This is a genomic window from Mixta mediterraneensis (assembly GCF_030283135.1).
In the GTDB taxonomy this organism is placed as follows: Bacteria; Pseudomonadota; Gammaproteobacteria; order Enterobacterales; family Enterobacteriaceae; genus Pantoea; species Pantoea mediterraneensis.
The window spans coordinates 21,314-35,729 of sequence record NZ_JASUAZ010000008.1 but is presented as its reverse complement, the minus strand read 5'-3'; the positions used below and the strand labels follow the sequence as shown (position 1 = coordinate 35,729).

Annotated in this window: 12 protein-coding genes and 7 tRNA genes; 17 read left to right on the top strand and 2 right to left on the bottom strand. The window is 50.8% G+C overall.

All coding sequences use genetic code 11. The annotated features are described in order from the left end of the window. The first annotated feature begins 265 nt into the window (after positions 1-265). The 8 genes from asnB to QRY16_RS07475 all read left to right on the top strand — a co-directional run bounded on the left by asnB (position 266) and on the right by QRY16_RS07475 (position 2,810). Positions 266-1,933: an asparagine synthase B gene (asnB, locus tag QRY16_RS07510; protein WP_289776159.1), complete on the top strand. Its 1,668-nt coding sequence runs from the start codon at positions 266-268 to the stop codon at positions 1,931-1,933. A 216-nt stretch (positions 1,934-2,149) separates the two neighbouring features. Next, positions 2,150-2,226 (top strand) — tRNA-Met (locus tag QRY16_RS07505). A gap of 8 nt (positions 2,227-2,234) precedes the next feature. Continuing rightward, positions 2,235-2,319 (top strand) — tRNA-Leu (locus QRY16_RS07500). Positions 2,320-2,341: 22 nt separating this feature from the next. Then, positions 2,342-2,416, top strand: a tRNA-Gln gene (locus QRY16_RS07495). Positions 2,417-2,452: 36 nt separating this feature from the next. Continuing rightward, positions 2,453-2,527: transfer RNA gene (locus QRY16_RS07490), tRNA-Gln, on the top strand. Between the two features lie 22 nt (positions 2,528-2,549). Beyond that, positions 2,550-2,626: transfer RNA gene (locus QRY16_RS07485), tRNA-Met, on the top strand. 6 nt (positions 2,627-2,632) lie between these two features. Continuing rightward, positions 2,633-2,707, top strand: a tRNA-Gln gene (locus tag QRY16_RS07480). Between the two features lie 28 nt (positions 2,708-2,735). Continuing rightward, positions 2,736-2,810, top strand: a tRNA-Gln gene (locus QRY16_RS07475). 277 nt (positions 2,811-3,087) lie between these two features. Here QRY16_RS07475 and ubiF read toward each other — a convergent pair. Next, positions 3,088-4,260, bottom strand: coding sequence for a 3-demethoxyubiquinol 3-hydroxylase (gene ubiF, locus QRY16_RS07470; RefSeq protein ID WP_289776158.1), 1,173 nt, complete (start codon positions 4,258-4,260; stop codon positions 3,088-3,090). Positions 4,261-4,435: 175 nt separating this feature from the next. Here ubiF and miaB point away from each other — a divergent pair, with 175 nt between their 5' ends. The 9 genes from miaB to QRY16_RS07425 all read left to right on the top strand — a co-directional run bounded on the left by miaB (position 4,436) and on the right by QRY16_RS07425 (position 13,709). Then, positions 4,436-5,860, top strand: a complete 1,425-nt coding sequence (gene miaB / locus QRY16_RS07465) for a tRNA (N6-isopentenyl adenosine(37)-C2)-methylthiotransferase MiaB (protein WP_289776157.1) — start codon at positions 4,436-4,438, stop codon at positions 5,858-5,860. Between the two features lie 208 nt (positions 5,861-6,068). Next, entirely contained in the window at positions 6,069-7,130 is a 1,062-nt protein-coding gene (locus QRY16_RS07460) for a PhoH family protein (RefSeq protein WP_289776156.1), read from the top strand. Next, entirely contained in the window at positions 7,127-7,600 is a 474-nt protein-coding gene (gene ybeY, locus QRY16_RS07455) for an rRNA maturation RNase YbeY (RefSeq protein ID WP_289776155.1), read from the top strand. The genes QRY16_RS07460 and ybeY overlap by 4 nt, the downstream gene beginning before the upstream one ends. Positions 7,601-7,681: 81 nt before the next feature. Next, positions 7,682-8,563, top strand: a complete 882-nt coding sequence (gene corC / locus QRY16_RS07450) for a CNNM family magnesium/cobalt transport protein CorC (RefSeq protein WP_193405055.1) — start codon at positions 7,682-7,684, stop codon at positions 8,561-8,563. Positions 8,564-8,567: 4 nt separating this feature from the next. Continuing rightward, on the top strand, positions 8,568-10,091 hold the full coding sequence (gene lnt, locus QRY16_RS07445; protein ID WP_289776154.1) for an apolipoprotein N-acyltransferase: 1,524 nt from the start codon (positions 8,568-8,570) through the stop codon (positions 10,089-10,091). Positions 10,092-10,514: 423 nt separating this feature from the next. Further along, positions 10,515-11,411 (top strand): glutamate/aspartate ABC transporter substrate-binding protein, encoded by an 897-nt coding sequence (locus tag QRY16_RS07440; RefSeq protein WP_289776153.1) that lies wholly within the window; start codon positions 10,515-10,517, stop codon positions 11,409-11,411. Between the two features lie 154 nt (positions 11,412-11,565). Further along, positions 11,566-12,306: an amino acid ABC transporter permease gene (locus QRY16_RS07435; protein ID WP_289776152.1), complete on the top strand. Its 741-nt coding sequence runs from the start codon at positions 11,566-11,568 to the stop codon at positions 12,304-12,306. After that, positions 12,306-12,983 (top strand): glutamate/aspartate ABC transporter permease GltK, encoded by a 678-nt coding sequence (gene gltK, locus QRY16_RS07430; RefSeq protein WP_193405052.1) that lies wholly within the window; start codon positions 12,306-12,308, stop codon positions 12,981-12,983. The genes QRY16_RS07435 and gltK overlap by 1 nt, the downstream gene beginning before the upstream one ends. Next, positions 12,984-13,709, top strand: a complete 726-nt coding sequence (locus tag QRY16_RS07425) for an amino acid ABC transporter ATP-binding protein (RefSeq protein WP_193405051.1) — start codon at positions 12,984-12,986, stop codon at positions 13,707-13,709. It abuts the gene before it with no gap. Between the two features lie 31 nt (positions 13,710-13,740). On the opposite strand, the gene QRY16_RS07420 is transcribed toward QRY16_RS07425, so the two are convergent. Next, positions 13,741-14,223 (bottom strand): zinc ribbon-containing protein, encoded by a 483-nt coding sequence (locus QRY16_RS07420; RefSeq protein ID WP_289776151.1) that lies wholly within the window; start codon positions 14,221-14,223, stop codon positions 13,741-13,743. Positions 14,224-14,416: the final 193 nt, after the last annotated feature.

The window sequence follows — 14,416 nt, the reverse complement described above, 5'->3', positions numbered from 1 at the left end:
GCGTCACCGCTTTTCCCGCCGATCGCCTGCTGCACTGATTAAATAACCATCACTTATTTTGTTTTATTGTCGATCCATCAAATAAACCGCTATTCTATTGTTGAATATTTAAATCTCGCCGGTTGCGAACAACTTTTTGTCAGTAAATGGTGATTCTGCTTGCATTGAATGCATGAAATAGCGCATTTTCTTATACATCACGCAGCGACCGGCTGCGGCAAATACGAAAGATAATATCGCCGTCAGGTAAGTTCAGGAGTCAGTTATGTGTTCTATTTTTGGTGTGTTGGATCTGAAGACCGATCCTGCTGAGCTGCGCAAGAAAGCGCTGGAATGTTCACGTTTGATGCGTCATCGCGGACCAGACTGGTCAGGCGTTTATGCTGATGATCATGCGATTCTTGCACATGAACGTCTCTCAATTGTTGACGTTAACAACGGTGCGCAACCGCTGTATAACGCTGATCACACCCACGTGCTGGCTGTTAACGGCGAAATCTATAACCATCAGGCTTTGCGCGCCGAGTTGAGCGATCGCTACCAATTCCAGACCGGTTCTGACTGTGAAGTTATCCTGGCGCTTTATCAGGAAAAAGGCGTCGATTTTCTGGACGATCTGGAAGGCATGTTCGCTTTCATCCTGTATGACAGTGTGAAAAACACCTATCTGATTGGTCGCGATCATATCGGTATCATCCCGCTTTACATGGGTAATGATGAGCATGGCAACCTGTATGTTGCGTCAGAAATGAAAGCCCTGGTGCCGGTTTGTCGCTCAATTAAAGAATTCCCGCCGGGAAGCTACCTTTCCAGCACCGAGGGTGAAATTCGTCGTTACTGGCAGCGCGACTGGATGGAATATAAAAACGTTGAGCACAACGAAACTGATGCTGCTGGCCTGAAACATGCGCTGGAAGAGTCCGTGAAAAGCCATCTGATGTCTGATGTCCCTTACGGCGTACTGCTGTCTGGTGGGCTTGATTCTTCTATCATTTCTGCGGTCACTAAGCGTTATGCGGCGAAACGTATTGAAGATCAGGACAAAAGCGACGCCTGGTGGCCACAGCTGCACTCTTTCGCGGTGGGCCTGGAAGGTTCACCTGACCTGAAAGCAGCAAAAGCCGTTGCCGATCATCTTGGTACTGTGCATCACGAAATTCATTTCACCGTGCAGGAAGGTCTGGATGCGATTCGTGATGTGATTTATCACATCGAAACTTACGATGTCACCACTATCCGCGCCTCTACGCCGATGTATTTAATGTCACGTAAGATTAAAGCGATGGGCATCAAAATGGTGCTGTCGGGTGAAGGTGCGGACGAAGTGTTTGGAGGGTATCTCTACTTCCATAAAGCGCCGAACGCGAAAGAATTCCATGAAGAGAACGTACGCAAACTGTTGGCGCTGCATATGTTTGACTGCGCGCGTGCTAATAAAGCAATGTCTGCCTGGGGTGTGGAGGCACGTGTTCCGTTCCTGGATAAGAAATTCCTCGACGTTGCAATGCGCATCAACCCAAAAGACAAAATGTGTGGCAGCAACGGTAAAATGGAGAAACATATCCTGCGCGAATGCTTCTCTTCTTATCTGCCTGAAAGCGTGGCGTGGCGTCAGAAAGAACAGTTCTCTGATGGCGTAGGTTACAGCTGGATCGACAGTCTGAAAGAGGTAGCTGCTCAACAAATCAGCGATCAACAACTGGCAACGGCGCATTTCCGTTTCCCGTTCAACACGCCGAACTCAAAAGAAGCGTATCTCTACCGTGAGATCTTCGAAGAGCTGTTCCCGCTGCCAAGCGCCGCTGAGTGTGTTCCGGGAGGCCCTTCTGTCGCCTGCTCGTCTGCGAAAGCCATTGAATGGGATGAAGCCTTTAAAACTATGGACGATCCATCAGGTCGTGCAGTTGGTGTCCATCAGTCTGCTTATCAATAAGCACCGCCATATACTGGCAAATGGGCCTTTAATGGCCCATTTTTTTGTCTGGAACCTTGTAAGCGCGGAATAATTGCCGAATAAATCAGCAGCCTGGTTATAAGCCAGACAAACAGGTGCCTTAAGGCGAAAAACGGCAAAAAATTTGTTGACGCTGTGTAGTCAACTCCGCATAATGCGCCCCGCAACGCCGATGAAGGTAGCGCGAAAAAAGATGGCTACGTAGCTCAGCTGGTTAGAGCACAGCACTCATAATGCTGGGGTCACAGGTTCGATTCCCGTCGTAGCCACCATCTTTTTTGCGGGAGTGGCGAAATTGGTAGACGCACCAGATTTAGGTTCTGGCGCCGCAAGGTGTGCGAGTTCAAGTCTCGCCTCCCGCACCATTTCATGATTCGGCAGCGTGGATGGGGTATCGCCAAGCGGTAAGGCACCGGTTTTTGATACCGGCATTCCCTGGTTCGAATCCAGGTACCCCAGCCAATTTTCGATGTTTTCTCGCGGATGCGAGTCGACGAATGGGATATCGCCAAGCGGTAAGGCACCGGTTTTTGATACCGGCATTCCCTGGTTCGAATCCAGGTATCCCAGCCATCATCGAACAGCAGTACAATTTGGCTACGTAGCTCAGCTGGTTAGAGCACAGCACTCATAATGCTGGGGTCACAGGTTCGATTCCCGTCGTAGCCACCATTTTCTTGGGGTGTCGCCAAGCGGTAAGGCACTGGTTTCTGATACCAGCATTCCGGGGTTCGAATCCCTGCACCCCAGCCATACAAAAGACAATTTGATTTAACACCATTGGGGTGTCGCCAAGCGGTAAGGCACTGGTTTCTGATACCAGCATTCCGGGGTTCGAATCCCTGCACCCCAGCCAAATTGCATAACAAAGCCCGCTTCTGCGGGCTTTGTTGTTTTTGCCGTTCTGGATTGCCAGAGGCTCTACTTCTCAGCCTCGGGTTTATCACCTTAATGCAAGCTCAGCCGTATTTTGCAACAGCCCTATTCAGGTTTGCAGGTCAGGATTGGTGCGTCTGAAGAGCGAAGCAGCTCAATCCATTATGGCCCGGCCAGAGCACCGGGAGAGGAACCCCTGTCGCGCCAGTGCTGGCCTAATGCTATCACTGCAGCATCTTTTCCTGCCAAAGCTGAGATTAAAGCCCCAGGGCATAACGTAAAGCCTGACGTTTCAGCACACCAGAATGTTCCGCAACGATCAGCCCTAAATTGCGTACAAACTTCAGCGGCGGCAGGCGATTGCTGAACGTAAAATAAAAAAGATCCATACCGCTTTGCATCAGCAAATTATCATTGCGCCGTTTGGCCTGATAACGCCGTAATACGCGTTCAGAAGCCCAGTCTTCGGCATTGCTGCGAGCGTCGCTCAACACATCAAGTAACGCATCAATATCCCGATACCCCAGATTCACACCCTGCCCTGCCAGCGGATTAATGGTATGTGCGGCATCGCCCACCAGTGCTAATCCAGGCAGGACATAGCGGGTAGCGTGACGCCGAACCAGCGGGAAACCGCCCGCCGCATGAGCGTTGAAGCGCTCTAAACGCGCCGGGAAATGGGTGGCGATCTCCTTTTCTAACTGCGGTAGCGCCATCGCCTGCAATTGACGAATACGAGCTGCCGAGTCATACCAGACCAGTGAAGCATGATTATCGTAAAGCGGCAGAAACGCACGCGGACCTTGCGGGGTAAAGTGCTGCCAGGTGGTATCACCTGCCGGGTGCTCACAAGTCACGCTGATCAACAAACATGACTGCGCATAACTCCAGCCATGAATTCCGATGCCCGACATTTGCCGTACCTGTGAATTTGCGCCGTCCGCCCCCACCACCAGCCGCGCATGAACAGTCTGGTTATCATTAAGATCCAACCGCCAGCCGCCGTTTTCCTGCTGTAGGTTTTCTAACGTCGCCGGACAAATCAAACTGACGCCAGTCTGCTCCATCCGCTCCCACAACGCACGTTGCAGAACTGCATTTTCAACCATATAGCCTAATTCGGGTAATCCCAGCGAGGCAGCATCAAAACTTACCTGTGCGGTTTGCCATTCCCAGGTTTCCAGCTTGCGGTAAGGCGCACAGCGCATTGTTTCGACACGCGGCCAGACCCCGAGTTGTTTCAGTAATGCCACTGATGATGAGCCAATGGCAGAAATGCGTATGTCAGGCTCGCTTTCGGTCACAAACGCCGCCGGTGTGGCCCGCTCTATTACCGCCACGCGAAACGCCTGTTGCGCCAGCCCGCACGCTAACGCCGCGCCGACCATACCGCCACCAACTACGACGACATCAAACTGGTTATCCTGCATTGCTCATATCCTTCTTCTTTTCTCCGCTGCCTGTACAGCGAGCGGGACAATGAGGGCAAAGTGTACCGGAAAAAAATCCGGCACGATCAGAAAAGCCCTTAGACTGGTCACAACAGCAGCAAAGCATTACAATACGCGCCCTGCACTTCACTGCACTGAATCAATGGCTAGTTCGATGACGAAAAAACTGCATATCAAAACCTGGGGCTGTCAGATGAATGAGTATGATTCATCAAAGATGGCTGACTTGCTGAACAGCACGCACGGCTACACGCTCACCGAAGAGGCTGAAGACGCGGATGTTCTGCTGCTCAACACCTGCTCTATTCGCGAGAAAGCACAGGAAAAAGTTTTCCATCAGTTAGGACGCTGGAGAACCTTAAAAGAGCGTAACCCTGATTTGATCATCGGCGTCGGCGGCTGCGTGGCGTCGCAGGAAGGCGATCATATCCGTCAGCGAGCGCACTACGTTGATATTGTCTTTGGCCCGCAAACGCTGCACCGCCTGCCGGAAATGATCAACAGTGTACGAGGCAGCAAAAGCCCGATCGTTGATATTAGTTTCCCGGAGATCGAAAAATTCGATCGTCTGCCAGAGCCACGCGCTGAAGGCCCAACCGCCTTTGTTTCCATTATGGAAGGCTGCAATAAATACTGTACTTTCTGCGTGGTGCCCTACACGCGCGGTGAAGAAGTGAGTCGCCCAAGCGATGATATTCTGCTGGAAATTGCCCAGCTGGCAGCGCAAGGCGTACGCGAAGTTAACCTGCTGGGCCAGAATGTTAACGCCTATCGCGGTCCGACTTTTGACGGCGAAATTTGCACCTTTGCTGAGTTGCTGCGTCTGGTGGCGGCAATCGACGGCATTGACCGCATTCGCTTCACCACCAGTCATCCAATTGAATTTACTGATGACATCATTGAAGTCTACCGCGACACGCCAGAGCTGGTGAGTTTTCTCCACCTTCCCGTCCAGAGTGGTGCTGACCGTATTCTGACACTGATGAAGCGTGCGCATACCGCGCTTGAATACAAAGCAATTATTCGTAAGCTGCGTGCTGCACGTCCTGATATTCAGATCAGTTCTGACTTTATCATTGGCTTCCCAGGCGAAACCCAACAGGATTTCGAGCAAACTATGAAGCTAATTGCCGACGTGAATTTCGACATGAGCTTCAGCTTCATCTATTCAGCGCGTCCCGGCACGCCAGCCGCCGACCTGCCAGATGATGTCAGTGAAGATGAGAAGAAGCAGCGCCTGTATATTTTGCAAGACCGCATCAATCAGCAGGCTCAGGCGTGGAGCCGCCGCATGCTGGGCAGCGTTCAGCGTATTCTGGTTGAAGGTATCTCACGCAAAAATGTCATGGAAGTATCAGGACGTACCGAAAATAACCGCGTGGTCAATTTTGAAGGCTCGCCTGAGATGATAGGCAAATTCGTTGATGTCGAAATCGTTGACGTTTATGCCAATTCACTGCGCGGCAAACTGGTTCGCGGCGAAGATGAGATGGGCCTGCGCATAACAGAAAGCCCGGCGTCCGTCATTGCGCGAACACGTAAAGAGAATGAAATCGGCGTGGGTACGTTCCAGCCTTGATACCTGCCTTACTTTGCGGCAGCACGCGCAGTGCTGCCGTCAATTTCCGTTTATTGCACTTGGTTTCTGAAAGTGCCGCCCAAATATCATTTCTGAAGCTTGCGCCCAGGCTTTACGATATAAATAATTTCGTGATGGTGCATCCGGTTAAGCCAAACGGTGCGTCAGACACCTTTTCAACTGGCCCTGAGTGACCCAAAGGATTCGTTTGAATATCGAAACTCGTGAAATCGCCCTTGAACCGGCCGATAACCGCCGTCTGATGAGCCTGTGTGGTCCATTTGATGACAATGTAAAACAGCTGGAACGTCGTCTGGGCATTGAAATCAATCGTCGCGACAATCTTTTTAAACTGGTAGGACGCGCCCTGTGTGTCAACGCTGCGGTAGACATCCTTAAAACACTGTATGTCGATACGGCTCCCGTTCGTGGCGATATTCCTGATATTGAGCCAGAACAGATTCACCTGGCTATTAAAGAAAGCCGCGTGCTGGAACAAACGGCTGAAAGCGTGCCGGACTATGGCAAAGTGGTGAATATCAAAACTAAACGTGGCGTGATCAAGCCGCGCACACCAAACCAGGCGCAATATATCGCTAATATTCTTGATCATGACATCACTTTCGGCGTCGGCCCAGCAGGTACCGGGAAAACCTATCTGGCAGTGGCGGCAGCCGTTGATGCGCTGGAACGTCAGGAAATTCGCCGTATCCTGCTGACCCGCCCGGCAGTCGAAGCCGGTGAAAAACTGGGCTTCCTGCCAGGCGATCTCAGCCAAAAAGTGGACCCTTATTTACGTCCTCTGTACGACGCCCTGTTTGAAATGCTGGGTTTTGAGCGCGTTAAGAAGTTAATGGAGCGCAACGTCATTGAAGTGGCACCGCTGGCTTATATGCGCGGTCGTACCCTGAATGACGCGTTCATTATTCTGGATGAAAGTCAGAACACCACTATCGAGCAGATGAAAATGTTCCTGACGCGTATTGGTTTCAACTCCAAAGCGGTGATTACCGGCGATGTGACGCAGATTGACTTACCACGCCACATCAAATCTGGCCTGCGTCATGCCATAGAAGTGCTGTCTGAAGTGGAGGAAATCAGTTTTAACTTCTTCCACAGCGAAGATGTGGTTCGCCATCCTGTTGTCGCACGCATCGTGACTGCTTATGAAGCCTGGGAAGAGGCCGATCAAAAACATCGCGCTCAACAGGCCGAAGAGCGTAAACGCGAAGCGTTTGCCGCGCAAACTGTCACGCAGGAGAGCAAATGAGTTCGGTCATCCTTGATCTTCAACGTGCCTGCGAGCAAACCGACGGTTTACCAGACGAGGGGCTTTTTCAGCGTTGGCTTGAAGCGGCCGTCATGCCCTTCCAGCCAGAAAGCGAAGTCACTATTCGTCTGGTGGATGAAGCGGAAAGTCATGAGCTTAATCTGACTTATCGCGGTAAAGATAAGCCGACAAATGTGCTGTCGTTTCCATTTGAAGCACCGCCCGGTATTGAGTTGCCGCTGCTCGGCGACCTGATTATTTGTCGTCAGGTTGTGGAGCTTGAGGCTGCTGAACAAGGTAAAACTGTTGAAGCGCATTGGGCGCATATGGTAGTGCATGGCACGTTACATTTGCTGGGCTACGACCATATCGAAGACGAAGAGGCTGAAGAAATGGAAGGAATCGAGACCGAGATAATGCTTGCTCTTGGCTATCCCGATCCGTACATTTCGGAGAAACAAGACGCCTGAATCTTGAGTTCAGGTCAAACCGCTGTCGGCAGCAACGCCGACAGATCCATTCCCTCACCCGAGAGATCTACATAAACCGCCATGAGCGACGACCATTCTCAAAACAGCGATGCACCCAGTAGTAAAAAGGGATTTTTTTCCCTGTTGATCAACCAACTGTTCCACGGCGAACCCAAAAGCCGTGACGAACTACTGGAGCTGATCCGCGATTCCAGTCAAAAAGATCTGATCGATCAGGATACCCGCGACATGCTCGAAGGGGTACTGGATATTGCGGAACAGCGCGTGCGAGACATCATGATCCCGCGCTCGCAAATGATTACCCTTAAACGCAACCAAAACCTCGAAGAATGTCTTGATGTCATCATCGAATCCGCGCATTCACGTTTTCCGGTGATCAGCGAAGATAAGGATCATGTCGAGGGTATTCTGATGGCAAAAGATCTATTGCCATTTATGAGCAGCGAGTCAGAGCCATTCAGCATAGAAAAAGTGCTGCGCCCTGCTGTTGTCGTACCTGAGAGTAAGCGCGTTGACCGCATGCTGAAAGAGTTTCGCTCGCAGCGGTATCACATGGCGATTGTCATTGATGAATTTGGCGGAGTTTCAGGTCTGGTGACCATTGAGGACATCCTTGAGCTGATCGTTGGCGAGATTGAAGATGAATATGATGATGAAGAAGATCGTGATATTCGCCAGCTAAACCGCCAGACCTTCACCGTGCGTGCCTTAACGCCGATTGAAAATTTCAATGAGATTTTCGGCACACAATTTAGCGATGATGAAGTCGATACTATCGGCGGTCTGGTTATGCAGGCATTCGGCCACCTGCCTGCACGCGGGGAAAGCATTGACATTGATGGTTACCAATTCAAAGTCGCGATGGCTGACAGCCGCCGTATCATCCAGGTTCACGTAAAAATTCCGGAAAATTCGCCGCAACCTCAACTGGATGACGAATAAATTTATGGCTTTAGCCTCTCTTTACTCGCGGCAGCGGGTCCGCCTGCTGCTGGCTTTAATAACGGGTGCAGCTGGCACCCTTGCGTTTTCTCCTTATGATTTCTGGCCTGCAGCGCTGCTTTCGCTCTTTGGCCTGCAAATTCTGACCCTCAACCGAACCCGTCCGCAGGCCACAGCCATTGGCTTTATCTGGGGCTTTGGCCTGTTTGGTAGCGGCATTAACTGGGTTTATGTCAGCATCGCTACCTTTGGTGGCATGCCTGGGCCGGTTAACGTATTTCTGGTGATTTTGCTTGCTGCCTATCTGGCGATTTATCCCGCGCTGTTTACCGGTTTGCTTAACCGGTTCTGGCCGCGAGCCACGTTATGGCGACTGGCGCTGGCCGCGCCGGCACTGTGGCAAATCACCGAATTTCTACGTGGTTGGGTGCTAACCGGCTTCCCCTGGCTGCAATTTGGTTACAGCCAGATCGATGGTCCACTAAAGGGCCTGGCCCCCCTGGCGGGGGTGGAAACGCTGACCTTTTTACTGATGATGATTGCTGGCTTGCTGGCCCATGCCGTACAACAGCGCAACGGTAAAAGCCTGATTGCTGCCATTGTGCTGCTGGCGCTGCCGTGGCCGCTGCGTTATATCCAGTGGTATCAACCGCTGCCACAGCGCAGCGTTGATGTTGCCCTGGTACAGGGCAATATTCCGCAATCGATGAAGTGGGATCCGCAACAACTTCTGAATACGTTGCGCATTTATACCAGCCTGAGCCAGCCGCTCATGGGCAAAGCGCCGATTATTATCTGGCCCGAGTCTGCTATCACCGACCTGGAAAGTAATCAGCAGCCCTTCCTGCACTCACTGGACAACGAGTTACACCAGCGCGGTAGCGCGTTGATCACGGGTATCGTCGATTCGCGTCTGGAACAGAACCATTATCATGACTACAACACGGTGATCGTCCTGGGCGGTCAGCAGCCTTATAACTATTTCAGCGCAAACCGCTATCAGAAAAACCATTTGGTTCCTTTTGGCGAGTTTGTTCCGTTGGCTGATTTACTGCGTCCGCTGGCCCCGTTTTTTGATTTGCCGATGTCCTCTTTCAGTCGCGGTGCCTATATTCAACCACAGCTCAACGTGGCGGGGTATAACCTGACCAGCGCCATCTGCTATGAGATTGTGCTGGGCGAGCAGGTGCGTGCGAATTTCCGCCCAGACACCAATTTTCTGCTGACTGTCTCCAATGACGCCTGGTTTGGCCACTCAATTGGACCGTGGCAGCATTTCCAGATGGCGCGCATGCGTGCACTGGAACTGGGCCGTCCGCTGTTGCGTAGCACTAATAATGGTGTCACCGCCGTGGTAAACGCTAACGGTGATGTTGAGAAAAGCCTGCCGCAGTTTACCCGCAACGTGTTAACCGATACCGTCACCCCAACTACCGGTGAAACACCGTATGCACGCGCAGGTGTCTGGCCAGTCTGGATATTAACGGTACTGGCAGCGATTCTCGCTTTCCGCTGCCGTCGCCGTTAAGTTTGCACGTCACCAAAACGGCGAAGATTTCCTTCGCCGTTTTACTCTCATCTCACCCCGTTTCCTTCCTTTACCCTAACTTCTGTTATTTTTGTGAAAAAATTTTGGCACGAAGTTTGCTATTTATTTCAGGGTTTTTCGCAGCCGTAGGTTTTGATAACGCATTGCCGGGTAGTTTGCACCAGGCCGGATCGCTTTATTGCACACTCTTCGTGCATAACGCTTTTTTTGCCTTTTTTTGGTGCGGATCACCTCGCAAAAAAGAAACTTTTTTGTTTCCTTCCGTTAACGATTCGCTATGTTAGTGGCTATTCTGAGCGCGTTTGCGCTCTGGGATGATAAGAAAAGCAGCAGGAAATACACACAACATCATAATCAGCACAGGTTATACCCTGTGCAAATTCCATACGAAGGAGTTGGAACATGCAGATACGCAAAGTGGCATTATCTCTTCTGCTGTTGAGCGCAGCAGCAGGAGCGGCCCAGGCGGAAGATCTCAGCGGCACCCTGAAAAAGATTAATGACAATGGTGTCATCGTCGTCGGGCACCGTGAATCATCAGTTCCCTTTTCTTACTATGACAATCAGCAAAAAGTCGTCGGCTATTCACAGGATTATTCCAACGCCATCGTGAATGCCATTAAAGCGAAGCTGAACAAGCCTGACTTACAGGTAAAAATGATCCCTATCACCTCGCAAAACCGTATTCCACTGTTGCAGAACGGTACTTACGATTTTGAATGCGGGTCAACCACCAATAATCTTGAACGTCAGAAACAAGTTGCGTTTTCAGACACTATCTTTGTCATCGGCACACGTCTGCTGGTGAAAAAAGATGGCCCGATTAAAGGCTTCGACGATCTGAAAGGCAAAACCGTCGTTGTGACATCGGGCACCACGTCAGAAATTCTGCTGCATAAGCTGAATGACGAGAAGAAAATGGAAATGCGCATTATCAGCGCTAAAGATCATGGCGATTCTTTCCGTACGCTGGAAACCGGTCGCGCTGTGGCCTTTATGATGGATGATGCGCTGCTTGCAGGTGAACGTGCAAAAGCGAAGAAGCCCGACAACTGGAAAATTTTAGGCACGCCACAGTCGAAAGAGGCTTACGGCTGTATGCTGCGTAAAGAAGACCCGCAATTCAAAACGTTAGTGGATGACACCATTGTTAAAGCGCAATCTTCTGGTCAGGCAGAAAAATGGTTCGACACCTGGTTTAAGCAGCCGATCCCACCGAAGAATTTAAATATGAACTTCGACTTGTCTGATGACATGAAAGCGCTGTTTAAAGAGCCAAACGACAAAGCATTGAATTAACAATGATAATAAGGGCAGCCGCGCTGCCCTCTCGATTGCTGAAACTGCGGCGTGGACAGACAACCTGTAACAGGTCGTTCCCCTGAAACAGGCAACAAAAGCCGTTCATCAATCTTCAGGGTAGCTTAGCTACCCTTTTTTACCGGAGCTGTTTATGGGTATCGATTGGAACTGGGGCATCTTTCTTGAACAAGCCCCGTTCGGTAACACCACCTATCTTGGCTGGCTGTGGTCCGGTTTTCAGGTGACGATTGCCGTCTCCTGTTGCGCCTGGATTATTGCCTTCTGTGTAGGATCATTCTTTGGCATTCTGCGTACCGTCCCTAATCGTCTGTTATCGACGATTGGCACCTGTTACGTGGAGCTGTTTCGTAATATTCCGCTCATTGTCCAGTTCTTCTTCTGGTATCTGGTGGCACCAGAACTGGTTGGTGAAAATCTCGGAATGTGGTTTAAAGCTGAACTGGCCCCGAACATTCAGTTCTTTATCTCTTCTGTTATCTGCCTTGGCCTGTTTACCGCTGCCCGAATTTGCGAGCAGGTACGTGCTGCGATTCAGTCGCTGCCAACCGGACAAAAAAATGCCGGCCTGGCGATGGGGTTAACGCTGCCGCAAACTTATCGTTATGTCTTGCTGCCGAATGCCTATCGCGTGGTTGTGCCACCGATGACTTCAGAAATGCTTAACCTGGTGAAGAATTCAGCCATTGCCTCGACTATCGGTCTGGTGGATATGGCCGCCCAGGCGGGCAAGCTGCTCGATTATTCTGCACATGCTTATGAATCCTTCACGGCCATCACGCTGGCTTACGTCGCAATTAATGTGGTCATTATGCTGTTGATGAGTCTGCTGGAACGCAAAGTCCGTCTACCGGGCAACGTGGGAGGAAAATAATGTACGATTTTGACTGGAGTTCTATTCCTCCCAGCCTGCCTTACCTGATGAGTGGTTTGGTCATTACCTTCAAAATCACCATCACGGCGATAATCTTCGGCATTATCTGGGGCACGTTACTGGCGGTAATGCGTCTGTCATCTTTTAAACCCATTAGCTGGTTCGCCAAACTCTACGTCAACCTGTTCCGCTCAGTGCCGTTGGTGATGGTGCTGCTGTGGTTTTATCTGGTGGTCCCGAGCTTTTTACAGCAGGTGCTGGGGATTTCGCCAAAAACGGATATTCGCCTGATTTCAGCCATGGTGGCGTTCGCACTGTTTGAAGCGGCTTACTATTCAGAAATCATCCGCGCCGGGATTATCAGCATCGCACGCGGGCAGGCAAATGCCGCGCTGGCACTGGGTATGACGCAATGGCAGGCAATGCGTCTGGTAATTCTGCCGCAGGCGTTTCGCGCTATGGTGCCGTTATTACTAACACAAGGCATTGTGCTGTTCCAGGATACCTCACTGGTATATGTCTTAAGTCTGGCTGACTTCTTCCGTACCGCATCCACCATTGGTGAACGCGACGGCACCCAGGTGGAAATGATTCTGTTTGCTGGTCTGGTTTACTTTGTTATCAGTCTGAGCGCTTCGCTGTTAGTCAGTTATCTAAAAAGAAAAAGGACGGTTTAAATGATTAACCTGAAAAACGTTTCTAAGTGGTATGGTCATTTTCAGGTACTGACCGACTGCACAACCGAAGTTAAAACCGGTGAAGTCGTGGTGGTATGCGGGCCATCCGGCTCGGGTAAATCAACTTTGATCAAAACCGTTAATGGCCTGGAGCCAATCCAGCAAGGCAGCATTACCGTCAGCGGTACTGAAGTGAATAACAAGAAAACCAACCTGGCGACGCTACGCAGTCAGGTGGGCATGGTGTTCCAGCATTTCGAACTTTTTCCTCATCTCAGTATTATTGACAATTTGGTGCTGGCGCAGGTGAAAGTGCTGAAGCGCGACAAAGCTGCAGCGCGTGATAAGGGATTAAAGCTGTTAACGCGTGTTGGTCTGTCCGCGCATGCTCAGAAGTTTCCAGGCCAGCTGTCGGGCGGACAGCAACAGCGCGTGGCGATTGCCCGTGCGCTCTGTATGGACCCGATCGCCATGCTGTTTGATGAGCCCACCTCAGCGCTTGATCCGGAAATGATCAACGAAGTGCTGGACGTTATGGTCGAACTGGCGCAGGAAGGCATGACCATGATGGTAGTCACTCATGAAATGGGCTTTGCCCGCAAAGTAGCGAATCGCGTTATCTTTATGGATGAAGGTAAGATCATTGAAGACTCCAATAAGGATGATTTCTTTAATAATCCGCAATCCGATCGCGCTAAAGACTTCCTCGCTAAAATCCTGCACTAAAAAAGGCGGGCCACTGGCCCGCTGGTTACATTCAGGGTTCAAAAGGCTGTCGCTGAAACTGATCGTGCCCGCACTCCGGGCAGCGTGACAGGGTTTCCGGCGTGTAAATAGCGCGGGTAAAATGGCACTTTTCACACACCAGATTACCTAACCCTACCACTTCCCCGCTTTGATATACGCCATGGTGGTGCAGATCCTGAAAAACTTCCCGCCATTCCAGCTGGCTTTTGTCGGTAATATCGGCCAGCTCTTTCCAGACGCTTTCACGGATAATCCTCATGAAAACGGAGTCGTTTAGTGGTTGCTCAATTTCCGCATAACTGCGCGCAAACTCCTCTAAATCGCGCCGGACTGAGAGCAGCGCCTGATCAACTTCGCCTGCGCTAAGATTGCTGCTGACAAGCAACTGGCGGCGCCGTGCGGCAACTAAGCCATCAATGTCACGATCGCCGTGGCGAAGTCGATCGGTCAAAACCGCCAACGACTCCCGATATTCCTGAGCCACTTTGTTCATTTAATTCTCCTTTCTGTGCTCAATGCCTGCATTAAGTTTAGTCGTTTTGTCATATTTGCCGTGTCGTCTGAAAGACGAATTGCAAAAGAGTGAAGACTCAGGCGCTTTATGGAGAAATCGCGCCAGCTAAGGCGGGGAGGTGTTGTTGATACGCAGCCTTATGGGTATGCTATGCGGATCTTAAAGTCAGCAA

Excerpts from the sequence above, each read along its gene's own strand:
- asnB (WP_289776159.1), top strand. The coding sequence starts at position 266 with ATGTGTTCTATTTTTGGTGTGTTGGATCTGAAGACCGATCCTGCTGAG.
- ubiF (WP_289776158.1), bottom strand. The coding sequence starts at position 4,260 with ATGCAGGATAACCAGTTTGATGTCGTCGTAGTTGGTGGCGGTATGGTC.
- lnt (WP_289776154.1), top strand. The coding sequence starts at position 8,568 with ATGGCTTTAGCCTCTCTTTACTCGCGGCAGCGGGTCCGCCTGCTGCTG.
- corC (WP_193405055.1), top strand. The coding sequence starts at position 7,682 with ATGAGCGACGACCATTCTCAAAACAGCGATGCACCCAGTAGTAAAAAG.
- QRY16_RS07440 (WP_289776153.1), top strand. The coding sequence starts at position 10,515 with ATGCAGATACGCAAAGTGGCATTATCTCTTCTGCTGTTGAGCGCAGCA.
- gltK (WP_193405052.1), top strand. The coding sequence starts at position 12,306 with ATGTACGATTTTGACTGGAGTTCTATTCCTCCCAGCCTGCCTTACCTG.
- ybeY (WP_289776155.1), top strand. The coding sequence starts at position 7,127 with ATGAGTTCGGTCATCCTTGATCTTCAACGTGCCTGCGAGCAAACCGAC.
- QRY16_RS07425 (WP_193405051.1), top strand. The coding sequence starts at position 12,984 with ATGATTAACCTGAAAAACGTTTCTAAGTGGTATGGTCATTTTCAGGTA.
- QRY16_RS07420 (WP_289776151.1), bottom strand. The coding sequence starts at position 14,223 with ATGAACAAAGTGGCTCAGGAATATCGGGAGTCGTTGGCGGTTTTGACC.
- miaB (WP_289776157.1), top strand. The coding sequence starts at position 4,436 with ATGACGAAAAAACTGCATATCAAAACCTGGGGCTGTCAGATGAATGAG.
- QRY16_RS07435 (WP_289776152.1), top strand. The coding sequence starts at position 11,566 with ATGGGTATCGATTGGAACTGGGGCATCTTTCTTGAACAAGCCCCGTTC.